This window comes from Chromohalobacter sp. 296-RDG, assembly GCF_029889885.1.
Classification (GTDB): Bacteria; Pseudomonadota; Gammaproteobacteria; order Pseudomonadales; family Halomonadaceae; genus Chromohalobacter.
Genome location: NZ_JARANY010000008.1, coordinates 61,364 through 85,107, shown reverse-complemented (window position 1 = coordinate 85,107; position 23,744 = coordinate 61,364). Strand labels below are relative to the sequence as shown.

At 61.4% G+C, this 23,744-nt stretch carries 18 protein-coding genes and 5 tRNA genes; 14 read left to right on the top strand and 9 right to left on the bottom strand.

Annotated features, from left to right (window positions below; translation table 11 throughout):
* Positions 1 to 19: 19 nt before the first annotated feature.
* Entirely contained in the window at positions 20 to 1,354 is a 1,335-nt protein-coding gene (locus OP495_RS05410; protein ID WP_280567704.1) for a replication-associated recombination protein A, read from the bottom strand.
* 369 nt (positions 1,355 to 1,723) lie between these two features.
* On the opposite strand from OP495_RS05410, the gene OP495_RS05405 reads away from it, so the two are divergent.
* The gene (locus OP495_RS05405; RefSeq protein WP_280561885.1) at positions 1,724 to 2,269 is read left to right on the top strand and encodes a hemerythrin domain-containing protein; all 546 of its coding nucleotides are present in this window, start codon (positions 1,724 to 1,726) and stop codon (positions 2,267 to 2,269) included.
* A 29-nt stretch (positions 2,270 to 2,298) separates the two neighbouring features.
* On the opposite strand, the gene OP495_RS05400 is transcribed toward OP495_RS05405, so the two are convergent.
* Both OP495_RS05400 and OP495_RS05395 read right to left on the bottom strand, forming a co-directional pair.
* The gene (locus OP495_RS05400) at positions 2,299 to 3,558 is read right to left on the bottom strand and encodes a Y-family DNA polymerase (protein WP_280567702.1); all 1,260 of its coding nucleotides are present in this window, start codon (positions 3,556 to 3,558) and stop codon (positions 2,299 to 2,301) included.
* Positions 3,546 to 4,010 carry a S24 family peptidase gene (locus tag OP495_RS05395; RefSeq protein ID WP_280567699.1) on the bottom strand — a complete coding sequence of 155 codons (465 nt, stop codon included), beginning with the start codon at positions 4,008 to 4,010 and terminating at the stop codon, positions 3,546 to 3,548. The genes OP495_RS05400 and OP495_RS05395 overlap by 13 nt, the downstream gene beginning before the upstream one ends.
* Before the next feature lie 143 nt (positions 4,011 to 4,153).
* Here OP495_RS05395 and OP495_RS05390 point away from each other — a divergent pair, with 143 nt between their 5' ends.
* The 6 genes from OP495_RS05390 to OP495_RS05365 all read left to right on the top strand — a co-directional run bounded on the left by OP495_RS05390 (position 4,154) and on the right by OP495_RS05365 (position 14,396).
* Positions 4,154 to 5,047 carry a LysR family transcriptional regulator gene (locus tag OP495_RS05390; RefSeq protein WP_280561502.1) on the top strand — a complete coding sequence of 298 codons (894 nt, stop codon included), beginning with the start codon at positions 4,154 to 4,156 and terminating at the stop codon, positions 5,045 to 5,047.
* Positions 5,044 to 5,844: a glutamate racemase gene (gene murI / locus OP495_RS05385; RefSeq protein ID WP_280561501.1), complete on the top strand. Its 801-nt coding sequence runs from the start codon at positions 5,044 to 5,046 to the stop codon at positions 5,842 to 5,844. The genes OP495_RS05390 and murI overlap by 4 nt, the downstream gene beginning before the upstream one ends.
* Before the next feature lie 58 nt (positions 5,845 to 5,902).
* Complete coding sequence (gene trmA / locus OP495_RS05380) at positions 5,903 to 7,024, top strand: tRNA (uridine(54)-C5)-methyltransferase TrmA (protein ID WP_280561500.1); 1,122 nt, start codon at positions 5,903 to 5,905, stop codon at positions 7,022 to 7,024.
* 174 nt (positions 7,025 to 7,198) lie between these two features.
* Positions 7,199 to 12,037, top strand: coding sequence for an NAD-glutamate dehydrogenase (locus OP495_RS05375; RefSeq protein WP_280567697.1), 4,839 nt, complete (start codon positions 7,199 to 7,201; stop codon positions 12,035 to 12,037).
* A 140-nt stretch (positions 12,038 to 12,177) separates the two neighbouring features.
* A complete protein-coding gene (locus OP495_RS05370) occupies positions 12,178 to 13,245 on the top strand; it encodes a hypothetical protein (protein WP_280567695.1) in 1,068 nt (355 codons plus the stop codon).
* A 146-nt stretch (positions 13,246 to 13,391) separates the two neighbouring features.
* A complete protein-coding gene (locus OP495_RS05365; protein WP_280567693.1) occupies positions 13,392 to 14,396 on the top strand; it encodes a quinone-dependent dihydroorotate dehydrogenase in 1,005 nt (334 codons plus the stop codon).
* Between the two features lie 128 nt (positions 14,397 to 14,524).
* Here the strand turns inward: OP495_RS05365 and rmf are convergent, their stop codons facing one another.
* Positions 14,525 to 14,731: a ribosome modulation factor gene (rmf, locus tag OP495_RS05360; protein ID WP_040243900.1), complete on the bottom strand. Its 207-nt coding sequence runs from the start codon at positions 14,729 to 14,731 to the stop codon at positions 14,525 to 14,527.
* Between the two features lie 239 nt (positions 14,732 to 14,970).
* On the opposite strand from rmf, the gene rlmKL reads away from it, so the two are divergent.
* Positions 14,971 to 17,181: a bifunctional 23S rRNA (guanine(2069)-N(7))-methyltransferase RlmK/23S rRNA (guanine(2445)-N(2))-methyltransferase RlmL gene (gene rlmKL, locus OP495_RS05355; RefSeq protein ID WP_280567690.1), complete on the top strand. Its 2,211-nt coding sequence runs from the start codon at positions 14,971 to 14,973 to the stop codon at positions 17,179 to 17,181.
* A 21-nt stretch (positions 17,182 to 17,202) separates the two neighbouring features.
* On the opposite strand, the gene OP495_RS05350 is transcribed toward rlmKL, so the two are convergent.
* Complete coding sequence (locus OP495_RS05350; RefSeq protein ID WP_280561493.1) at positions 17,203 to 17,487, bottom strand: hypothetical protein; 285 nt, start codon at positions 17,485 to 17,487, stop codon at positions 17,203 to 17,205.
* A gap of 191 nt (positions 17,488 to 17,678) precedes the next feature.
* On the opposite strand from OP495_RS05350, the gene pdxB reads away from it, so the two are divergent.
* Positions 17,679 to 18,830, top strand: coding sequence for a 4-phosphoerythronate dehydrogenase PdxB (pdxB, locus tag OP495_RS05345; protein ID WP_280561492.1), 1,152 nt, complete (start codon positions 17,679 to 17,681; stop codon positions 18,828 to 18,830).
* Positions 18,831 to 18,948: 118 nt separating this feature from the next.
* On the opposite strand, the gene htpX is transcribed toward pdxB, so the two are convergent.
* The 4 genes from htpX to msrB all read right to left on the bottom strand — a co-directional run bounded on the left by htpX (position 18,949) and on the right by msrB (position 22,906).
* Positions 18,949 to 19,851 carry a protease HtpX gene (htpX, locus tag OP495_RS05340; RefSeq protein ID WP_280561491.1) on the bottom strand — a complete coding sequence of 301 codons (903 nt, stop codon included), beginning with the start codon at positions 19,849 to 19,851 and terminating at the stop codon, positions 18,949 to 18,951.
* Positions 19,852 to 20,026: 175 nt separating this feature from the next.
* Positions 20,027 to 21,259: a pyridoxal phosphate-dependent aminotransferase gene (locus OP495_RS05335; RefSeq protein WP_280561490.1), complete on the bottom strand. Its 1,233-nt coding sequence runs from the start codon at positions 21,257 to 21,259 to the stop codon at positions 20,027 to 20,029.
* Between the two features lie 161 nt (positions 21,260 to 21,420).
* Entirely contained in the window at positions 21,421 to 22,377 is a 957-nt protein-coding gene (gene ylqF / locus OP495_RS05330; protein ID WP_280561489.1) for a ribosome biogenesis GTPase YlqF, read from the bottom strand.
* 127 nt (positions 22,378 to 22,504) lie between these two features.
* Positions 22,505 to 22,906 (bottom strand): peptide-methionine (R)-S-oxide reductase MsrB, encoded by a 402-nt coding sequence (gene msrB / locus OP495_RS05325; RefSeq protein WP_280561488.1) that lies wholly within the window; start codon positions 22,904 to 22,906, stop codon positions 22,505 to 22,507.
* A gap of 212 nt (positions 22,907 to 23,118) precedes the next feature.
* On the opposite strand from msrB, the gene OP495_RS05320 reads away from it, so the two are divergent.
* The 5 genes from OP495_RS05320 (at position 23,119) to OP495_RS05300 (ending at position 23,679) form a co-directional block, all read left to right on the top strand.
* Positions 23,119 to 23,194, top strand: a tRNA-Glu gene (locus OP495_RS05320).
* Positions 23,195 to 23,217: 23 nt separating this feature from the next.
* Positions 23,218 to 23,292: transfer RNA gene (locus OP495_RS05315), tRNA-Gly, on the top strand.
* 82 nt (positions 23,293 to 23,374) lie between these two features.
* Positions 23,375 to 23,450, top strand: a tRNA-Glu gene (locus OP495_RS05310).
* Between the two features lie 39 nt (positions 23,451 to 23,489).
* A tRNA-Gly gene (locus OP495_RS05305) sits at positions 23,490 to 23,564 on the top strand.
* A gap of 39 nt (positions 23,565 to 23,603) precedes the next feature.
* Positions 23,604 to 23,679, top strand: a tRNA-Glu gene (locus OP495_RS05300).
* Positions 23,680 to 23,744: the final 65 nt, after the last annotated feature.

Genomic DNA, 23,744 nt, shown 5'->3' with positions numbered 1-23,744 from the left:
CTGAGAGCGGCGGTGCGTTTCATGATGTCCCATCGGCTTGGGCGTCGAGTTCGGCGCGCCAGGCCTGCATCTGCTTGAAGCGTTTCTCCTGCCCGTATTCGGTGGGGGCGAAGAAGGCGGTTGCGGGGAGCTCCGCGGGCCAGCAGTCATGCGCGCGGCCGGCAGGGTAACCGTTGGGTTCGTTGTGCGCGTATCGGTAGCCTTCGCCATGCCCGAGGGATTCCATCAGCTTGGTGGGGGCGTTGCGCAAGTAGGTGGGCACCTCGAAGTCGGGATTCGCGGCGACGAATTGCTTGGCGGCGTTCCAGGCCTGATCGATGGCGTTGCTTTTGGGGGCGATGGCGAGATGCAGCGCGGCATGAGCGATGGCGCGTTGGCCTTCGTAGTCGCCCAGACGCAGGTAGGCGTCCCAGGCGGCCATCACCAGTGGCAGGGCACGGGGCTCGGCATTGCCGACGTCCTCCGAGGCGATGGCGGCGAGGCGGCGCACTACATCGAGCGGGTCACCGCCGCCTTGTACGAATTGTGCGATGTACAAAAGCGCGGCATCGCTGCGTGACGAGCGTATCGATTTATGGATCGCCGAGAGCAGGTCGTAATAATGATCGCCCTGCTTGTCGAAGGCGCTGGCCTGGTGCCCCAGGACTTCATGCAGCGCCTGCAGGGTCAGGCGCTCGCCGTTCTCGGTGGGCTCGGCGAAGTCGCAGGCCGTTTCCAGCAGGCCCAGTGCGCGTCGCGCATCACCCGAGGCCGAGCGTGCGAGCGTTTCCAGCACGTCCTCGTCGGCCTCGATATGGCGCTCTCCCAGGCCGCGCTGGGTATCCGTCAGGGCCTGATGCAGCACACGCAGCAGATCGTCCACCTCCAGCTTGCGCAGCACATAGACGCGCGCCCGCGAGAGCAGCGCCGAATTGACCTCGAATGACGGATTCTCGGTGGTGGCGCCGATCAGCGTCAGCAGTCCGGATTCGACGTGCGGCAGCAAGGCATCCTGTTGGCTCTTGTTGAGACGATGAATCTCATCGAGGAACAAGAGCGTCGGCTGTCCGCGCACCTGCCCTTCGCGGGCGCGTTCCACGGCGGCACGGATGTCCTTGACGCCGGCCATCACCGCCGATAGGCGTTCGAGCATGGCGCCTGAAGCATCGGCGAGAATATCGGCCAAGGTGGTCTTGCCCACGCCCGGTGGCCCCCACAGGATCATCGAGCGTATCGCGCCACTTTCCGCCATGCGACTCAGTGGTTTGCCGGGGCCGACCAATGCCTCCTGGCCGACGTAGTCGTCCAGGCGGCGAGGCCGCATGCGATAGGCCAGCGGTGTGTTATCGGATTGGGATGAAGCGAACAGGTCCATGTGTATGCCACCGTGGGTGAGAGGGTGTTTACAAAAGGGCTGCACTCGACAATCCAGCGTTAAAATCGGCCTCAAACTACTCATTTACCCCATGTAAACTCCGCGTTTTCGGCCAATTTTGCCTTGTCTTGCCTTCGTTCGCCTGTTTTGTAAAGACCCTCTGAGTCGAGTCGCCGAAAACCGTTTCTAGACTTTCGGCCAACAGGCGTAATCCTGTCATACACGCTAGGGTAAAACATTCGAGTCCCGGTAGGGTGTTTCCCTCGGGAGAGTGGGAGTCAATGAAGACTCTCGCCTAAACTGGAAAATAAGGCTGCCGGATACCCCGCGCTGCCACGCGCCGACTGCAAAGGAGGCTTTTACATGCCCATGCTGACCCAATTGCGCCAAGACCATGCCAACATGGCGCGTCTGCTGCACGTGCTGCAGCTCAAGCAGAAAACTCTGGCGGAAGGCGAGCGCCCCGACTTCCAGCTGATGCGCGAGGTCGTGGATTACATTCTCGATTATATGAGTGGCTTCACCGCTCCGCTCGAACGGATGTGCACCGAACAGTTGAACACACGGGCGCCGGAGGCCAACGCGCTGTGCCAGCGTTTGTCTGAGGATTATCGGGCACTCAATGCCCGTCTGGCCCGGCTTTCCCAGAATCTCGACATGATCCTGATGGACGCGGTGGTGCCGATGGATCAGTTCAGCGAGGACCTCAAGGCCTATCTGGAGTCGCATCGTGCCTATCTGCGCGGCGAGCGCGAGGAGTTGTTTCCGCTGATTCGCGAACATTTCGACGAGGACGACCTGGATCAGCTGGCAAAGGCCCTGCCCGAAGGCGCGGAAGCTGAGCTGGCTCGTCTGCAGGAAGCTTACCCGGTGCTTTACGCCGAGTTCCGTGAGGCACCTTCGCCGTTGAGTTGAGTTATATCGGCACGTGCACGTCATAATGATTACCGGGCGCGGGCGCGCGGCAGTTCATCCCAGCGCGTGGTGTAGCACGCCGAGCGATAGGCGCTATTCATTTGCCAGGGCGCATCGGCGGGCTGCGGGCCCAGGGTCAGTGCCTGGCGCCCGTAGCGGGCACGGATCGCGTCCCAGGCCTCCATCAATGCCTCTCGCCGGGCGGGTTCGGCGCCCTCGAAGAGCGTCGTCTGGCTTTGCTGGCGGGGCGTCAGTTCGGCGAGCATTATCCCGAGCTTCTGATAAGCCGCAGGTTGCCAGATCTGGTCGAGCAGACGCTGTGCCGCGCGGGTGAGTTGCTGCGTGTCGGCACTGGGAAATGGCAATGCGGTCCACTCGCAGGCATGGCGAAACGTGCCGGCGTGGTACGGGTTGGTACGCAGATATACACCGATCGCCGAGGCCTGCATGGCGTCGCGTCGCAGCTTTTCGCCGGCGCGTTGGCAGTGATGACGTAAAGCGCCGGCGAGGGCGGCATGGTCGCGTAGGGGACGCCCGAAAGAGCGCGAACAGAGAATGCTACGGCGCGGGGTTTCCAGGTCGTTCATCGACAGGCAGGGATGGCCGTTGAGTTCGCTGGCGGTGCGCGCCAGTACCACGCTGAAACGACGTCGTAACTCGCTGTCGGGTGTCTCGCGCAGTGCGGCGGCGGTGAGCACGCCCATGCCGGCCAGGCGTGCGTGGAGTCGTTCGCCCACACCCCACACATCGCGCGGCGATAGCCGATTCAGATGAGTACTCAATTCGGGCGCGTCGGCATGCGCCCAGACACACACCTGAGGGCGCGTCGACTGCGCCTTGGCCTGGCGGTTGGCGAGCTTGGCCAGGGTGCGCGTCGGGGCGATGCCGATGGATACCGGCAACCCTACTTCTCGCACCACGCTATGCACCAGGCGAGCGCCCAGGGCGTGCCAGTCTTCCTGCAAGCCGCGTAGATCGAGGAAACACTCGTCGATGGAATAGGGCTCCAGCGTCGGTACTTGGCGCGCCAGAACCTGTTGCACGCGTGCCGAGAGGTCTCCATAAAGCGTGTAATTGGACGACTTCAGCACCACACGACGCCGCAGTGCCGGGTCGATCTTGTGGGTGGGGATGCCCATGGGAATGTCGAGTGCCTTGAATTCCTCGGAACGCGCGATGACACAGCCGTCGTTGTTGGACAGCACGCCCACCGGAACGCCCTCCAGACGCGGTTCGAAAAGACGCTCGCAGGCGGCATAGAAGTTGTTGCAGTCGATCAGCGCGAACATGACGGTATGGCCGGTTCCTCGCCCGTGGCGGGCAAGGCATGAATGGCGTAGCAGATGACGCCCCACAGGCGGTCATCGTTGTCCTCGAAGGGCAGCGTCGCCAGGCCGGGGCGTGACGGCGCGAGGTATAGCTGTGGCCCGCGGCGTTCGAGGCGCAACACGCTCAGCTCTCCGTCGATGACTGCGACCAGCCAATGCCCGGGGCGCGGTGAAATGGCGCGGTCGATCACCAGCAAGTCGCCGTGATACAGGCCGGCGTGGTGGTGGTCATCGCCCTCCAGGCGCATGAAGAACGTCGAGGCCGGGCGACGCACCAGATGGTGATGTAGATCCAGCGGGGCTTCTCGGTAATCGTCGGCCGGGGAGGGGAAGCCGCTGGCGCCGCGTGGCAGAGTGTCGCTCGATGCGGGCGCCGAGGTCGACGCGGCGAGAGCGATAGGCGTCATGGACATAGCGGAACCTCGAAAACGAAATGACGAATACTGTAAAAATAAACAGTATTTTGCCTCGAGGCAAGTCGAACCATCTCATCCCTTGGGCGGGTAAGGTAGAATGAGCGCACGTGTTTTCGAGGAAGTCGTTGCGAGGGAGTCGTATGGACCGCCTGCAGGCGATGCACATCTTTCGCGCCGTGGTCGAGGCCGGCAGTTTCGCTGGCGGTGCGCGCAAGCTGGAACTCTCCAATGCCATGGTCAGCAAGCAGATCGCCAAGCTGGAGACCAGTCTGGGGGTACGGTTGTTGACGCGCACCACGCGGCGCTTGCAGCTGACCGCCGAAGGCGAACGCTATCTCAATGGGGCGAGTCGCTTGCTCGATGAGTTGCAGGAGCTGGAGACCGGGCTCGGCGAACAACGTGGCGAGGTGCGCGGTCGTCTACGGCTTTCCGCGCCGCTGGATTTCGGCGTACGTGCACTGATACCCGCCTTGCAGGCGTTTGAGCAGCGACATCCGGCGGTGATGCTCGATGTCGTGCTCGAGGATCGCCGTGTCGACCTGGTGGCTGAGGACTTCGATCTAGTGGTGCGTATCGGCGAGCTGGAAGACTCCAGTTTGATCGCGCGACCGTTGATGGACATGCCGCGCCACGTTTATGCCGCGCCGGAGTATCTGGCGCGACACGGAACGCCCACGCATCCCGCCGAGCTGCGTAGGCATCGTTGTCTGCACTATAGCCTGGCGCGCGAAGGTCACTATTGGCACTTCCAGGTCGATGGAGCGCCTCACCGGGTGCGCATCCGTCCGGTCATGGCCTGCAACAATGGACGCGCCCTAACCGAGGCGGCGATACGCGGCATGGGACTGGTCTACAAGCCGGCGTTCCTGGGTGAACCGGAAGTCGAGGCCGGGCGGCTGGTCCGCGTGCTGGACGAGTTCAGCGTGGCGCCGATCAGTGTTCACCTGTTGTATGCCGAGCGTGAATTCATTCCCGCGCGCCTGCGGGCCTTAGTGGATACGCTGCTGGCACACTTCGCGGAGACCCGCGCATGACGGCGCCGATTCTGATCTTCGATTCCGGTGTGGGCGGGCTCTCGGTGGTGGGCGCCTTGCGCACGCGCCTGCCCGGCGCACCGCTGGCGTATGTGTGTGACAACGCCGCGTTGCCGTACGGCACCAAGCCCGATGACTGGCTGGTCGCGCGAATCGTCGCGGTGTGTCGCGCGGCGGTGGCGGCGAGTGGCGCGCGGGCCTTGGTGGTGGCCTGCAATACGGCCAGCACGTTGGCGCTAAAGGCCTTACGCGAGAACCTGAGTATTCCGGTGATCGGTACCGTGCCGGCGATCAAGCCGGCGGCCCATGCCTCACGCAGCGGCGTGTTCGGGCTGCTGGCGACCTCGGCGACGGTGTCGCGCCCTTATACGCAGCGTTTGATCGCTGAGTTCGCGCCGGATTGCACGGTGGTGAGACTGGCCGCCGATCGTTTGGTCGCGCAGGCCGAACGCGTCCTGACCGGGATGCCTTGGGACGATGCGGTCATCACTGCGAGCCTGGCGCCGTTATGGGAAGCGTCGCGTCTCGATACCGTGGTGCTGGGATGCACGCACTTTCCGCTGCTGCGCGAGGCGCTCGTGCGACATGCACCGCGCGACATCGTGTGGGTCGATTCCGGTGACGCCATTGCGCGGCGCGTGGCGCAGGTTGTTTTCCCGGCCTGGCATGATACGTCGGAGAGTGATGCGAGCTGGGCCAGCGCGGCGCAACAAGCGGGCCTGGCACGCACTCTGGCAGGCTATGGCTTCAGTGCACCGTACTCTTTGGCATTGCCTGCCACTGTTTCAACCTTCTGATTTCCATGAGACGGTGTCGTTACGACGGCATCGTGAGTTTTTGCTGAAAGGAGTTTTCGTGGCCGTACCCGTCGTCGACCCCGAGCGTTACGAGTCTCAGCTCGATGCCAAGCGCGAGCGTATCAACGCGCAATTCGCGCGCTTCTCTCCGCCGCCGCTGGAGGTGTTTCCCTCGCCGCCGAGCCATTACCGGCAGCGCTGCGAGTTTCGTATCTGGCATGACGGTGACGATCTGTTCTACGCCATGTTCGAGGTCGATCCTGCCGACCCCAAACGTAAGGAGGTCGTGCGTCTAGATGAATACCCGGTGGCAGGAGAGCGCATCAACGCGCTAATGCCCGCCTTGCGTGACGCGTTGTTGGCAAGCGATACCCTGCGTCGCAAGTTGTTCCAGGTCGAGTTCTTGACCACGCTGAGTGGCGAGGCGTTAGTGACCTTGATCTATCATCGCCAACTCGACGAAGCTTGGGAGCAGGAAGCACGGGCGTTACAGGAAGCCCTGAACGTATCGATCATCGGCCGGGCGCGTAAGCAGCGTCTCGTCCTCGAGCGCGATCATGTCTGGGAGCGACTGAATGTCGAAGGCCGTGAACTCGTCTATCAGCAGGTGGAGAACAGCTTTACCCAGCCCAATGCGGCGATTTGTCAGTCGATGCTGGGGTGGGCGCGGGACGTAACTCGCGAGAGCTGCGACGGCGACCTGGTGGAGTTCTATTGCGGCAATGGCAACTTCACGATTGCGCTGGCCGAGAACTTTCGCCGTGTCGTGGCCACTGAGATCTCGCGGACCTCGGTAGCTTCGGCCAACGTCAATCTAGAGGCCAATGGCGTGACCAACGTCGTGGTGGCGCGGATGTCCGCCGAGGAATTCAGCGAAGCCCTGTCCGGCGAGAAAAGCGGGCGGCGCGTGGCGGCGCTGGCGCTCGATGAGCATGCCTTTACCACGGCGCTGGTCGATCCGCCGCGGGCTGGGCTCGATACGCATAGCTGCGAGCAACTCAAGGCCTATTCGCGAATTGTCTATATTTCCTGTAACCCGGACACGCTCGAGGCGAATCTCGAGACATTGAGCGAAACCCATGTCGTAACCCGTTTCGCATTGTTCGATCAGTTTCCGTATACCGACCACTGCGAATGTGGCGTGCTGCTGGAACGCCGGGAGGCGCCAGCGAGCGCATGACAAGGCCCATGCACAACCGGCATACGCCATGAGGGTGCGTCACATTGGTGGGGCTTGACGCACGATAGGCGTAAGCTCGTGCCATCATGGTGGTGCATGCGACACGCGTGCGTGCCGCCGAAGAATCATTCATCGGTCGCCATGAAGGGTGGCCGGTCGTAGCCGAGGTGCTTGATGCAACACGTCGCGATCGAGGGCAAGGAAGATTTTCTTGCCCAGCTCAAGGAACAACTGGCCAAGCGGCTTCCCCAGGAAAAAGTGGAGCGGATCGCTGCCTTCGCCGAGGATTTGTATGCCTCGGCACCGTTCGAAGAAGCCGCCGAGCGCGGCCTGGATGATATCTACGGCGCCACGTTGTCGGCGTGGCACTTCATGCAGACGCATGACCCCAGCGAGGCCAAGGTGCGTGTCTTCAACGCCGACTTCGAGGAACATGGCTGGCAGTCGCCGCATACCGTCGTGGCCGTGCTGCACGAAGACATGCCGTTTCTCGTCGACTCGGTGCGTATCGAGCTCAATCGCCGCGGGCTGACCGTGCATGCGATCCATAACGCCGTTCTGGCGGTAGAGCGCGATGCCAAGCATCATCTCAAGCGTGCGACCTCGACCGAGGCCAAGAACGCGCCGACATCGCGCGAGTCGATCATTCTGGTCGAGGTCGACCGCCATTCCGACACGGCGACCCTGGACGACCTTCACGACAGTCTCGAGGAAATACTGCGCGACGTACGTGCGGCGGTGGAAGATTTCGACCCCATGCGTGAGCAGGTGCGCCAGTCGATCAAGGAACTCAAGGCGCAGCGCCCGAAGCAGATCAAGGCCGACGATCATAAAGAAGCCATCTCCTTCCTCGAGTGGCTGCTCGACGATCATTTCACTTTCCTGGGCTATGACGAGTACGAGGTCTTGCAGGAAGACAACCAGGACCGCCTGCGTCAGATACCCAAGAGCGAGTTGGGCGTTTTCAAGCTCGACGAGCCGCGTTACCGCGAGCGCATCAGTACCGACGAGGGCGTCGAAGACGATCAGTATGTGCTGGTGCCGGAACTTCTGTCCTTTGCCAAGAGCGCCTATCACGCGCGCGTGCATCGCCCCGCCTACCCGGATTATATCTCCATCGATCGTTATGACGAAGACGGTCGCGTCATCGGCGAGCGGCGCTTCCTGGGGCTCTATACCTCGACGGTCTACAACGAATCGCCGCGCAATGTGCCGGTGCTGCGCAAGAAGATCGAAGCCGTCATCAAGGCCGCGGGCGTCAATCCCAAGGGGCATAACGGCAAACAGCTGACACAGATCCTCGAGGTCTATCCGCGTGACGATCTGTTCCAGATCGATACCGACGAGTTGGCGCAAACCGCCTTCGGTATTCTCAATATTCGCGAACGGCGCAAGGTGCGGCTGTTCATTCGCGAGGACCGTTTCGGCCAGTTCTATTCGTGCCTGGCGTTCGTGCCGCGCGATGTGTTCTCCACCGAATTGCGCGTGCGCATCCAGAACCTGCTCTGCGAAGAGCTCGATGCTACCTTCGGCGATTTCAATACCTATCTGTCCGAGTCGGTGCTGGCGCGGATCCAGTTCATTTTGCGTTTCAATGGCGAGCGCCCGGCCGAATACGATATACGACGCCTGGAGAAGAAGATTACGGCGCTCTCGCGTAGCTGGCGGGACGATCTGCAGGCAGCCATGGTCGAGGGCTACGGTGAGGAACAGGCCAACCGCCTGATGCAAGACTATCGCGAGGCGTTTCCCAGCAGCTATCGCGAAGACTTTTCGGCCCGTACTGCCGTCTACGATATTCACCATCTCGGGGAGTTGGGCGGGAATGCGCCGATCAGCTTGAGTCTTTATCGGTTGGTCGAGGAAAACATCGACGGGGTCAACCTCAAGCTTTTCCATGCCGATCAACCGATCCCGCTCTCCGATGTGCTACCGGTGCTCGAGAACCTGGGACTCCGCGTGATCAGCGAACGTCCCTACGAAGTTGAGTGCCCTGATCAGACCTACTGGATTCATGACTTTACTCTCGAGCATCGTGGCGACGGGGTCGTCAATCTTCAGGAAATGCGCGATGTCTTCATCGAGGCGTTCACGCGCATCTGGACCGGCGATGCCGAAAGCGATGCCTTCAATCGACTCGTCATTGGCGCTAATCTGGCATGGCGCGAAGTGGCGGTTCTGCGTGCCTATGCACGTTATCTCAAGCAGTTGCGCTTCGGGCTCTCGCAGGACTATATCGCCAATACGCTTGCCAGCCATCCGGAGATCACGCGTGAGCTGGTGACGCTGTTCGAACTGCGCTTCGATCCCGATGACACCGCCGGCGACAGTGAGATCGAGGAATGCGTGGCGCGTATCGAAGGTCTGCTCGATGAGGTCGCCAGCCTCAATGACGATCTATTGCTGCGTCGCTACATGGCGCTGATTCAGGCGACATTGCGGACCAACTATTATCAACGGCGTGAAGATGGCGAGACTAAGGATTATATCGCCCTCAAGCTCGAGCCGACGCAAGTGCCGGACATGCCCAAGCCGCGGCCGATGTTCGAGATATTCGTCTACTCGCCGCGTGTCGAGGGTGTTCATCTGCGCAGCGGCAAGGTCGCGCGCGGCGGGCTGCGCTGGTCCGATCGTCACGAGGACTTCCGCACCGAGATCCTGGGGCTGGCCAAGGCGCAGCAGGTCAAGAACGCCGTCATCGTTCCGGTAGGCGCCAAGGGCGGCTTCATCTGCAAGCGCATGCCCGGCGGTGCCGACCGCGACACGGTGCAGAAGGAAGGCATTGCCTGCTATCAGATATTCATCCGCGCACTGCTCGACGTGACGGACAACCTGGAAGGTGGCGAGGCCGTACCGCCCGAGCGCGTGGTGCGTCACGACGAGGCCGACCCCTACCTGGTGGTGGCCGCCGACAAGGGCACCGCGACTTTCTCGGACATCGCCAACGCCATTTCGCTGGAATACGGCCATTGGCTGGGCGATGCCTTCGCTTCCGGTGGCGAGCACGGCTATGACCACAAGAAGATGGGCATTACCGCCAAGGGTGCCTGGGAATCGGTCAAGCGTCACTTCCGCGAAATGGGTCTCAATACCCAGGAGACGCCGTTCAGCGTGGTAGGGATCGGCGACATGGCGGGCGACGTGTTCGGCAACGGCATGCTGTTGTCCGACAAGATTCGTCTCGTCGCGGCCTTCAACCACCGGTATATCTTCGTCGATCCCGACCCAGATACTTCGGCTTCGTTCAAGGAACGCAAGCGCATGTTCGAGTTGGTGCGCTCGAGCTGGGAGGATTACGACACCGCCTTGATCTCCGAGGGTGGGGGCGTGTTCTCGCGCGATGCCAAGTCCATCAACATCACGCCGCAGATGAAAAAGGCCTTCGACATCAAGGCGGGCAAATTGTCGCCTAACGAGTTGATTCGCGCGATTCTCGTGGCGCGTTATGACCTGCTCTGGAACGGTGGCATCGGTACCTACGTCAAGGCCGCCGATGAAACCCATGCCGATGTGGGCGACAAGACCAACGATGCCTTGCGTGTCGATGGTGGCGAGCTGCGCTGCCGCGTGGTCGGCGAGGGTGGCAACCTGGGCCTGACACAACTGGGTCGCATGGAAGCCGCAGAGCAAGGCGTGCGGGTCAATACCGACTTCATCGACAACGCCGGTGGGGTCAATTGCTCCGACCATGAAGTCAATATCAAGATCTTGCTCGACGATATCGTCAAAGCCGGCGACATGACCGACAAGCAGCGCAATGAGTTGCTGGCGAGCATGACCGAGGAAGTGGGTGAACTGGTACTGCGCGATAACTATCGTCAGACTCAGGCACTTTCCTTGTCGGAGATTCTCAGTCAGCAGGGTATAGGGCCGTATCGGCGCTTCGTCAATGAACTGGAAGCCGCTGGAGGACTGGATCGCGAACTGGAATTCCTGCCCTCCGACGAAACGTTGGCCGAACGCGCCAATATGGAAAAAGGTCTGACGCTGCCCGAGTTGTCGGTGCTGATCTCGTACGCCAAGAGTGCGCTGAAAACCGACATGATCGCTTCTGATTTGCCGGACAATCCGCATGTCCAGCGGCACATGGTGCGGGCCTTCCCGCAGACGCTGGTCGAGCGCTTCCCGGACGAGATGTATCAGCATCGCTTGAAGCGCGAGATTACCGCGACGCAGATCGCCAACGACTTGGTCGATCACATGGGGGTCACCTTCGTGCGGCGTCTGCGTGACTCCACCGGTGCCACGCGAGCGGAAGTGACGCGCGCTTACCTCATCGCGCGCGATTGCTTCAACCTCGAAGGCCTCTGGGAACAGATCGAGGCACTCGATCATCAAGTCGACAGCCGCGTGCAGTACAGCATGATGCTCGACCTGATGCGGTTGCTGCGCCGGGCCACACGCTGGTTCCTGCGTCATCGCACCCATCAGAGCATTCAGGAAGCAGTGGAGTATTTCGCACCGCGTATCACCCAATTGCAGGAGAGTGTCGGCAAGCGCCTGCGCGGAGAGGATCACGAAACGTGGGACGCGCGTCGTGACGAGTTGGAGAAGGCTGGCGTGCCGACCTCCCTGGCGAGTATCGTTGCGGCAGCCAATAGCCTGTATGCGGGGCTCGGCATCATCGAGGCGGCGCGTGTCACCGACGAGAAGATCCAACGTGTCGCCGAGGTCTACTACGATATCGGCCATCGTCTGGAGCTGCCGTGGATGAACAGCCAGATCAACGCGCTGAAAGTGCGCGATAGCTGGCAGGCGCAGGCGCGCGAGACGTTCCGCGACGACCTCGATCGCCAGCAACTGGCACTGACCGTCAGCGTGCTCAAGATGGAGGGGGCGCCACGTGGCGTGGAGCCTCGTGTCGAGCAGTGGCTGGATCGCCACGCTGGCTTGGTCGAACGTTGGAGTGGCCTGCTCAATGAAGTGCGCTTGGGCACTCAGGGCGGCTTCCCGCTATTCGCGGTGGCCATTCGCGAACTGGTCGATCTCGCCGAGAGCAATGGCGAGGGATAAGTTCGCACGTAATGCTCCGAGCCTCGTGCTCGGGGCATTGTCGATTTTCCTTCCTCTTCGAACTTTCAGGTGAAGCATTGGCGCTTATGTCTCTGATATGCTGTGTCCGACTCAGGTTCGAAGCCAAGTAGAGAAGCCCCATGAATCATCGCGTGATTACCACAATGCTCGTGGCCCTGGGACTGGCCGGCTCGTCATCGCTGGCCATGGCTCAGAGTGCTGCACAGCAGAAGGCGCACGAAGCGGCGGCTAAAGTCGATCTTACCGATTTCTTGCAGTCGAGCTCCGATGCACGTAGCCAGAGTTTTTTCTTCGGCGGGACGCAGACGCATCCCTTTACCGTCGAAAAAGCAGGACGCTATCAATTCCAGAGCTCGACCTTGCCGGGCGATTCCGACGATTACCGAATCGAAGCGACCTTGCTCGACGCTCAAGGCAATAAAATCGCCTCGGCGTCGGGGTTGGGCCAGAACGATGGCTTGACCATGGAACAGCGCCTGGAGTCCGGCGATTACGTGTTGCGTGTCTCCGGTCAGAAGTTCGGTACCACCAAGACGGGCGGCAATAGCTTCGTTGTCTCCGTCAATGAGTTGGATGCCCAGGGCAATCGCCTTTCGAGTGAGGAGAGCGGTGTCGACGCCGGTGGGGGCATCATGTTCGGTGGGCCGGGTAAAGACGGTCGTACCACAGCTTTTGTCGATGATGACGATTCGGTAGCGGCCATCGCTGCGCCGCGCCCCGACGCCACCGAGTCGGCGTCTGCAGTGGCTTCGGGTACCGCCGCAACGTCGTCGGTAGCGAGCGATGCGTCGTCGGACTCCACGTCAAGCAGCGGCGCTTCTTCAGCCACGCAGGATGATGAAGACGCCTTGCCGGATGCGTTCGACGAAATCGTGACCGACCTGGCCATTCGCGAGCAGGGCAAGGTATTGAGTTTCGATGTGGTGGAAGCGGGTACCGTGTCGGTGACCAGCTCGACCTTCCCCGGCAATGAGGGCACCTATAGCCTCGAAGCGCGGATCCTCGACGAGAGCGGTGATGTCGTGGCCAGTGACAAAGGTGAAGGTTTCGAGAGTGATTTCGACATCGAAACGACGCTGCAACCGGGGCGTTACACCGTCTGGGTGAAGGGCCGGAAGTTTGGCAGTGCGATGAGCGGCGTCAATAATTACACGCTACGCGTGCAGCAGCTCGACACCCAGCCGTAAGGCCTGGTGCATTGTCGGGGCTGACGGCCCTGATGCGAGCCCCGCTTCGCCATGCGCGAATGCGGGGCTCTGCGCTTTTGGGCGTGGCTGCGCTATACTGCGCGCCCACTTCATGTTTTGCCGCTCATTATATTGTCCGAGGATCCATGTACGCCCTGGCCCGTTCGCTGCTTTTTCGACTCGACCCTGAAACCGCCCACGGCGTTGCATTGACGTCACTCGAGGCCGGCCATCGCCTGGGGCTGGGCAGATGGATGGGCACGCATGTCGAGGCGCCCGTCACGTTGATGGGACTGACGTTCCCCAATCGCGTGGGGTTGGCGGCGGGGCTCGACAAGAATGCCGAGCACCTCGATGCACTCGGGGCGCTTGGCTTCGGCTTCGTCGAAGTGGGAACGGTGACGCCCAAGCCTCAGCCGGGTAACTCCAGGCCGCGGCTGTTCAGGCTGCCGGCGAAAGGGGCGATCATCAATCGCATGGGGTTCAACAATGCCGGTGTCGACGCGCTGGTCGCCAATGTACGCAAGAGTCGCTACCACGGCGTGATTGGCATCAACATCGGCAAGAATCTGAGTACGCCAGTCGAGCACGCGGTGGATGATTACCTGACGTGTCTGCGTAAGGTGCATGCGCATGCGCATTACGTCACGGTGAATCTGTCGTCTCCAAACACACCGGGACTTCGCAACTTACAGTTCGGCGAGCATCTGGAGGCGTTACTGGGCACGCTAGTCGAGGAAAAGCATCGCCTCGACAACGCCAGTGGCCGGAACGTGCCTCTGGCGGTAAAGATCGCCCCTGACATGAGTGACGACGAAGTCGCGCTCGTTGCACAGGCGTTGGCGACCAACGGTATCGATGCGGTGATTGCTACCAATACCACGGTGTCACGCGAGGCGGTGGCGGGGCTCGTGCATGCCGAGGAGCAGGGCGGGCTTTCCGGACGCCCGGTGTTCGAGTCTTCCAATCGAGTGATTCACGAGTTGCGCCACCATCTACCGACGCTGCCGATCGTCGGCGTTGGCGGTATCGATAGCGGGCATGCGGCGCGTGCCAAGGGCGATGCGGGGGCCGACCTCGTGCAGCTGTATACTGGCTTCATCTATCGGGGGCCGGCGCTGGTCGGCGAATGCGCTGGGGCTCTGGCGTAGTGTACGTTTACATAAGCAGCGTGCTTTGACATAAGTAGGTTGCTTTGACGTAAAAAGGCCCGCGATGCGGGCCTTGTCATGGACCTGTCAATGGGGTGTCGATCCAGGTGCCATTAAGGGGTCTATCATCACAGTACCATGGGGTTTCGATGGATGCCGGAAATCCCCGTCATGCCGGCCCATTGGTCCCCACGACCTTCACGCCAACCGCTCATCCAGTACTCACGGAGGTTGATGTCCTGGCTGGGGCAATCATCGCGAGAGCGCCCCGTCATGCCGGCTTTGTATCCGTGGACATATGCACGCTGAAAGCGATCACGTTTCTGTCGTTTCATCGGATGGCCTCTTATCAAGAACCGATTGTTGAGATCTGACAGTACATGCCGACAATGGGGCAACCACCGTCGCCATGAACCGGAACGTCCGGACACGAAACGCATGCGTTTTCAGTAGCTACTACTTTTAATGTTTAGTGCTTTGAAGCGGATTTGTCGACCAGCGATTTGGCATAAGCCAAACGTTCCATGTAAACCACAGGAATATGACCGGTGCGTGGCGCCGGGATGACGACTTTATGACCGATGTGCAATCCTCATCTTTGACGCTCTTCGTCACCTGCCCCAAGGGCCTCGAGGGCTTGCTGGCCGACGAACTCGCGGGCTTCGGCACAGAGGTGACCGGGACGACCGTGGCGGGTGTCCACGTTCAGGCCGATATCACGATGGCCTACCGCATCTGCCTGTGGTCGCGCCTGGCGAATCGCGTGGTGCTCTGCCTTCTGCGCGAGCAGGATATCGAACGACCCGAGTCGCTGGTCGAGGCCGCCCGCCGGGTCGACTGGCATGCACATCTGCGTACCGGAAGCAGTCTGGCCGTGGATTTCCATGGCCAATCCGAGCATATTCGCCATACGCGCTTCGGGGCCCAGAGCGTCAAGGATGGCATCGTCGACTCGATGCGGGCGGCCGGCCACGAACGTCCGGTGATCGAGCTCAAAAGCCCCGATACTCGCATTTATGCACACCTGCATCGCGGGCGCTTGCTGTTAGGGCTCGACCTGGTCGGCGGTAGCCTGCATCAGCGTGGCTATCGCCGCGATGCCGGCCACGCGCCGCTCAAGGAGAATCTCGCCGCCGCCTTGCTGATGCGTGCCGATTGGCCGGCGCGGGCACGGCGTGGGGAACCCTTGCTCGACCCTATGTGCGGGGCAGGTACGCTGCTCATCGAGGCGGCCTTGATGGCGGCGGACATCGCCCCCCAGTTGGCCCGGCACTATTTCACCTTCGAGGCCTGGGCGGAGCATGACCCCGGCGTATGGCAGGAGCTCAAGCGTGAGGCGGAAGCTCGTGCCAGCGTGGGGCGTCGCCGTGTGAAGTCAAAGCTGTTCGGTCGCGACCAGAGCCCGCCGGCCATCGCCGCCGCCAAGGCCAACGCCATGCGTGCGGGGATTCCCGCCTTGATCGAGCTGGAAGGTGCCGAGGTGGCACAACTGACGCGCCCTGAAGGCATCGACGGGCCGGGGCTGGTCATCACCAATCCGCCATATGGCGAACGCCTGGGCGAATTGCCCGAGGTGGTGCCCATCTATACCGCTCTCGGTGAGCGTCTACGCGCCGAGTTCGAGGGCTGGCAACTGGCGCTGTTCACCGGCAACCCCGACTTGGGCCACCGCACCGGGCTGCGGGCCACCAAGCAGTATGCGTTCAAGAATGGGCCGCTGGATTGCAAGTTGCTGCTGATTCCGGTCGTGGTAGAGAGTACCTCGCGCAGGGCTTCTGGCAAGGACTCGGACGAGAGCGACTCAGCAGGCGGGCAGGGCGCTCAGGAGGCGCCGGGTGCGCCTCGCAATGAGAGCGCGCAGATGTTCGCCAACCGGCTGCAGAAGAACCGCAAGCGGCTGAAGAAGTGGCTCAAGCAAACCGGCGAGCGTTGCTATCGGCTTTACGATGCGGATATGCCGGAATACGCCCTGGCGGTGGATGTCTACGGTGACCATGTACACGTGCAGGAATACGCGCCGCCGCGCTCGGTAGACCTGCGTCAGGCGCAGCGGCGTTTGTTCGATGCTCTGGAGGTCATCCCCCAGGTGCTCGGCGTACGCCCAGAGGATGTGCACTACAAGCAGCGCACGCGACAATCGGGTAAGGCGCAATACACCAGGCAAGAGGCCAGCGGCGAACGTTTCGAGGTCAGCGAAGGGCCGGCGCGGTTGTGGGTCAACCTGCGCGACTACCTGGATACCGGCTTGTTTCTGGATCATCGCCCCGTACGCCGAATGTTGCGCGACATGGCCGACGGCAAGCGCTTTCTCAATCTTTTCTGCTATACGGGAACGGCGACGGTTCAGGCGGCACTGGGGGGCGCGCGCGACAGCGTCAGCGTCGATCTTTCCAATACCTACCTGACCTGGGCACGCGATAACTTCGCGCTCAACCGCCTCGACCCCAGCCGGCATCGGGTGATCCGTGATGACTGCCTGCGTTGGCTGGAAACCGCAGGTAGCGAGTTCGACTTGATTTTCATGGACCCGCCGACGTTCTCCAATTCCAAGAAGATGGATGACGTACTCGACGTGCAGCGCGATCATGCGCGGCTCATCGAATTGGCGATGGCACGCCTTTCAGCGGACGGTACTTTGGTGTTCTCCAACAATCAGCGGCGCTTCACGCTCGACGCCGCCATTGGCGAGCGTTTCGCGGTGGAAGACATTTCGGCGCGGACGTTCGATCCGGACTTCGCGCGGCGCCCGGATCTGCATCATTGCTTCCTGATCCGTCATCGCTGAGGTCGGCAGGCGCGGGTGGGATTAGACGCCATCGAGCAGCGATAGCTGGCGCATCGCCTTCTGAGCCTCGGGGCTGGTGTCATCGCTGGCCTCGAAGACCTTGGCGAAGCCGCGCGAGGATTGGATATGCGCGACATCCTCGAGCCATGTCATGGCCTGCGCATAGCTGTCGGCCAGTTGATGCTTGAGGCCGCCGAACTGGGTGCCGATCTGGCCCCAGGCGCGGCTGAATATCCAGTCACCGAACATATCTTGGTGGACATGCACGAGAACGTAGTCGTGTTCACTTTCCCAGCGGACGATCACGAGAACTCCTGGTGGCGCCGTTTGGTTGGCAATGGGCTTGTGACGTGTCTTTCGCGGGCCTACTATCGACATTCCCGGCGGGTATCGAATCCCGGCGAACGCCGTCTCCGGCGAGGTCGTGGATAGACAAGTGCGCCCCATGCGTATTGTAACCGGCCGCCGGACGTGAACAAGGGAGAAAAGAGAAGGTCATGCGCATCCTGGTCGATGAAAACATTCCTCTGGCCGACGAGTTCTTCGGCGAGCTGGGCGATATCACCCGCTTGCCCGGGCGCGACATCGATGCGGCGGCGGTCCGCGATCAGGATCTGCTGGTCGTGCGTTCGATCACGCCGGTGAACGCGGCGCTGCTCGATGGCTCCCGCGTGCGCTTCGTGGGCACCTGTACCATTGGTACCGACCATGTCGACCTCGAGTACCTGCGAGAAGCAGGCATCGGGTTCGCCAACGCCCCAGGCTGCAATGCTGATTCGGTGGTCGACTACGTGCTCTCGAGCCTGCTATTGCTGGCCGAGGAGGATGGCTTTCATCTCGCCGGCAAGACCATCGGCATCGTCGGGGCCGGCAACGTGGGTAGCCGTCTGGTGGAGCGTCTGGACGATCTCGACGTGACGTGTCTGATCTGCGATCCGCCACGTGCCGAGGCGGAAGGCCGCGAAGATTTCCTGGCGCTGGATAGCCTGCTCGAGCGTGCCGATATCGTCTGCTTGCATACGCCACTGGTGTCGGACGGGGAACACGCGACCCGGCATCTGCTGGATGCCGCGCGTATGGAGGCCCTGGCGCCGGGCACCGTGCTCATCAACGCCGGACGTGGCGCCTGTCTCGACAATCAGGCCCTGCGCGAGCGCCTCGAACGCGTCAATGACCTACGCGTGGTGCTCGACGTGTGGGAAAACGAGCCGGGCATCGATCATGGCCTCTACAATCTCGTCGATATCGCCACGCCACATATCGCCGGGCACAGCATCGACGGAAAGATGCGCGGTACCGAGCTGGTCTATCAGGCGGCGATGCGCCATTTTGGCTTGCCGGCGCGCAAGAAGCTCGGTCAGCTAAAGCCGGACCCCTGGCTACGCAAGATCGTCTTGACGCCGTGGTCGCCGCCCCTGGAGGCGCTGTCGCTATGTACGCGGGCCTGCTACGACGTGCGCCGCGACATGCTGGCGTTCGATCGCTACCGTCGGCGCATGGGGATGGCGGCGGGCTTCGATGCCTTCCGCGCCGAATATCCGTTGCGCCGTGAGTTCTCCACCCTGCGTGTCGAGCTCAAACAGAACAAGGGCGGCTTGCGCGATGCGCTCGAAGGCTTCGGTTTCAAGGTCAAGCTTTCCAACAAGTAGTTTGGTTTCCAATAAAGTAGCTTGGCGCTTTGGCCCGTGCCGAGACGAAAACACCCACCGACCTGTTGATGGATCCAGAGCCGGTGGGTGTTTTGCGTTGCACCGTCGGGTGCCGCGATCATTCGCGGTAAGCGCTTTCCTTGAGGGCGCGGATGCGATCGTCCAGCGGCGGGTGGCTGGAAAACAGGCGTTCCATGAGTTTGCGTGTCTGGCCGGAGGTGATGGCGAAGGCCGTCAGCGTATCCGGCATCTGATCCTGCATCTGCGTTTCGGCCTTGAGACGCCCCAGGGCATTGATCATCGCACCGTTGCCGGCGAGCTTGGCACCGGCGGCGTCGGCGCGATATTCACGGAAGCGCGAGAACCAGGCGACGACGACCGAGGCCACCAGGCCGAAGACGATCTCGGCGACGACGACCACCGCCATGTAACCGAAGAAGCCCAGGCCACCGCCGTCATCGTCGCGGCGCAGGAAGCTATCCACCAGTTGCGCGACGATGCGCGCGAAGAACATCACGAAGGTGTTGAGCACGCCCTGGATGAGCGTCAACGTCACCATGTCGCCATTGGCAACATGGCCGATCTCGTGCGCCAGCACTGCGCGCGTTTCCTCGGGGCGCATGCGCTCGAGCAGACCGGCGGATACCGCGACCAAGGCATCGTTCCGGTTCCAGCCCGTAGCGAACGCGTTGGACTGCTGCGCGGGAAAGATCGCCACCTCGGGCATCTTGATGCCCGCATCACGGGCCAGCTCGCCGACGGTGTCGAGTAGCCATTGCTCGGTCGCGTTGCTGGGCTGCTCGATCACCTTGGCCTGGGTACTCCTCTTCGCCATCCACTTGGAGATGAACAGCGATACCAACGACCCGGCCATGCCGATCACGAAACAGAAGATCAACAGGCTGTTCATGTTGAGCCCGTTGGCGTTGAGGTAGGGCTCCACCCCGAGTATTCGCAGAGTGATGCTGGCCACGATCACCACGGCCAGGTTGGTCGCCAGAAACAGCAGGATTCGCATCATCGATGAGTTCCCTCAGTCAGTGAGACAGCAATAAACATGTCGATTCTTGTTAGGCATTAGATACGACGTCTTGTCTTGGGTTTCAAGACAAATGTCGAGAATCGTTGAAAGTGCGATGATTCCCGCCCGAGCCGGGCACGGCTCGGGCGAGGAGTGGGTCATTGGCGGTAGCGTGTCATTGCCGGTAGCGTGACAAGAAGTTGGCGAAGCGGTCGAGGGCATCGTCGAGCTGATCGGCCCAGGGCAGGGTGACGATGCGCACATGATCGGGGGTCGGCCAGTTGAAGGCCGTGCCCTGGACCAGCAGGATTTTTTCCTGCAAGAGCAAATCGAGCACTAGCTTCTGGTCGTCCTGAATGTTGAAGACCTCGGGGTCGAGGCGCGGGAAAGCGTACAGCGCCCCCTTGGGCTTGACGCAACTGACGCCGGGAATGGCGTTGAGCTTGTCATAGGTGATGTCGCGCTGGGCGAGCAGACGCCCACCGGGCAGAACCAGATCGTTGATTGACTGATAGCCGCCGAGCGCCGTCTGGATGGCGTGCTGGGCGGGCACGTTTGCGCACAGGCGCATCGAGGCCAGCATGTTGAGCCCCTGAATGAAGTCATCGGCGCGCTGCTTGCCGCGATTCCCGGAGAGAATCATCCAGCCGCTGCGAAATCCGGCGCAGCGATAGCTCTTGGACAGTCCATTGAGCGTCACCACGAGCTGGTCGTCGTCGGCCAGTGCGCCGGTGGAAACATGCTCGACGTCGTCGTAGAGGATCTTGTCGTAGATTTCGTCGGAGAATACTACCAGGCCGTTACGCCGTGCGATGGCCAGCAACTCCTTGACCACTTCCGGCGGATAGACGGCGCCGGTGGGGTTGTTGGGGTTGATAATGACGATCGCTTTGGTGCGCGCGGTGATCTTGTCGCGTACATCGTTCAAGTCCGGCGCCCAGTCGGCCTGCTCGTCACATAAGTAGTGAACCGGTTTCCCGCCGGATAGGTTGGCCGATGCCGTCCACAGTGGATAGTCGGGCGCGGGAATCAACACCTCGTCACCGTCATCGAGCAGCGCTTGCATGGCCATGGCGATCAATTCGGAGACGCCGTTACCGACGAACACATCTTCGACGCTGACGTCGGGAATGCTCTTGCGCTGACATTCCTGCATGATCGCCTTGCGCGCCGAATAAAGCCCCTTGGAATCGCAGTAGCCTTGGGCCGTCGGCAGGTTGCGCATTACATCCTGAAGAATCTCTTCGGGGGCTTCGAAACCGAAGGATGCGGGGTTGCCGATGTTGAGCTTGAGGATGCGCTGACCTTCGTCTTCGAGCCGCTTGGCGTGGTCGAGTACCGGGCCGCGAATGTCGTAACAGACGTTGTCGAGCTTGTGCGATTTCCGAATGGGCGTGTCGGTATCCATGGGGCTTCCGTTTGCTGCGCAGCCGGTGGGGTGGAGGCGGTGTTTCCGTACCGGTCGGGGCGGGCTGCCGCGCCGCTGCCTAGCATACCGTGGCGCGCGAGCCACGCAAATGGCCCGCATCGGAATAGGCGATTGAAGTAGAAGAGTAAAAGCCTGGTTGTTTAGGCCGTGGAGGGTGACTCGTCCAGTGAGGGATCGCTTTCCTCGTGCGCAGGGATGTCGTCCGGCGTCTCCAGCGTCAGGCGCCCGAGCTTGCCATCGCGTAGCTCGTGCAGCAGCACTTCGGCGCCGCGGTGCATGTCGACGACGCCGCCGGCGCGTAAGCCGCCCCGCTTGCCGGCGATGGCCTCAACGATGGCTTGACCATCGAAACCGGTGAGAGCGAGCAGGTCGCGGTGCGGTGGTCCATCGGCCTCAACGCTATCAGCTTCCGGGTTGGGCGTGTAAGCGGGCAACGTTTTGAGCTTGTAGCGTGCCTTGAGCGCCTCCGGATAGCGTTTGGCCAGTTCGGCGGCGGCAACGATGGCGACATCGCTGTACTCCATCGCGGTATCGCGGATCGCGCCGCTGGCTGCCAGGCGATAGGCACTGGCCTGATCCTCGATCTTCGGCCATAGAACACCAGGCGTATCGATCAGCGCGACGCCCCCCTCCAGGCGAATTTTTTGCTGGCGCTTGGTGACCGCCGGTTCGTTACCGGTCTTGGCGAGCTTCTTGCCGGCCAGGCCGTTGATCAGCGTTGACTTGCCGACATTGGGAATGCCCATCACCATCACCCGCACGTCGCGGTCGGTGCGCACATGGCCGGCGAGCTCGTGGCACAGCGCGGAGATGCGCTTCAATTCACGCGATTGGGTCGTGGTCACCGCCAGCGCGCGGATATCGGGCTGGGCGTTGAAGTGTTCCACCCAGCGCTCGGTCTGCTCGGGGTCGGCGAGATCGGCACGCGAGAGCACCTTGAGCACCGGTTTGTGCTCGGTCAACTCGGCCAGCATGGGATTGGCGCTGGAGTAGGGCAGGCGGGCATCGAGGACTTCGAGTACCACGTCTATTTCCGGTAGCGCCTCCGTGATCTGACGGCGGGCTTTGTGCATGTGTCCGGGATACCAACCCAGCATCGTCTTTACTCCAGCTCGAACAAACGGCCGCTTATGGTAGCAGAGCGAAGACCCTTAGCAGAGCGGCGGCCGTGACGAATCTCTTTTCAGATGAAGGGTGACCTGGATAAAAGGCTCTCCAGATGAATTACTCGCCGGGGTGAAAGTCGAGCGATACCGAATTGATGCAATAACGCTGCCCGGTGGTCTCCTGCGGGCCGTCGGGGAACACATGCCCCAGGTGTGCGTCGCAGCGTCGGCACGTGACCTCGACGCGACGCATGCCGTGGGATGTGTCCAAGTGTTCTTCTACGCCGGCATCCGCGAGCGGACGGTCGAAGCTCGGCCAGCCGCATCCGGAATCGAACTTGTGCTCATTCTCGAAGAGTGGAGCGCCGCAACAGATGCAGTGATAAATGCCTTGTACGGATGAGACCTGATGATCGCCGGTGAAAGGACGCTCGGTGCCTTTCTCGCGCGTCACGCGATACTGCTCGGACGTTAACTGCTGCCGCCACTCTTGCTCGCTTTTGTGCGTTTTCTCGCTCATTGTCGCCTCCTGCGTTGCGGGTGCTGTGATACGCCATGCCAAGGCCCTTGAATGATGCGAAAGACGGTGTGAGCCATGTCGGCAGCGGGCGCTACTTAGTCAATAATATGGGGGTAAAGTGACCATGAGAAAAGGGCGTCATGACAGAGGGTTGACACCTTTGGGGGTGCCCAGTAATATACGCCGCACCTCGACGAGGCGAGTGATGACACGTCCCATTCGTCTAGTGGCCTAGGACACTGCCCTTTCACGGCAGTAACAGGGGTTCGAACCCCCTATGGGACGCCAACTCACCTCGTGTGGCTGGAAATGCGGAAATAGCTCAGCGGTAGAGCATCGCCTTGCCAAGGCGAGGGTCGGGAGTTCGAATCTCCTTTTCCGCTCCAAATTTTGGTAGTAGCTAAATGGTAAGCGAGGGTCGGGAGCTGGTGTGCCAGCCCAGTCGAATCTCCTTCCGCTCCAAAATGCGTCCCATTCGTCTAGTGGTCCAGGACACTGCCCTTTCACGGCAGTAACAGGGGTTCAAACCCCCTATGGGACGCCACTTCCAGCTTGTGGTTGTAGCATCAGTAGTGTTTGTGATGCGGGAATAGCTCAGCGGTAGAGCATCGCCTTGCCAAGGCGAGGGTCGGGAGTTCGAATCTCCTTTCCCGCTCCAAATTTTGGTAGCCAAGCATCACTCCTCCTATCTCGATACGTCCCATTCGTCTAGTGGTCCAGGACACTGCCCTTTCACGGCAGTAACAGGGGTTCAAACCCCCTATGGGACACCACTTCGTGTTTTTATAATCTGCCTTGCCACTCAGTGCATCGTTCGAGACATTGATTTTTCTCGATG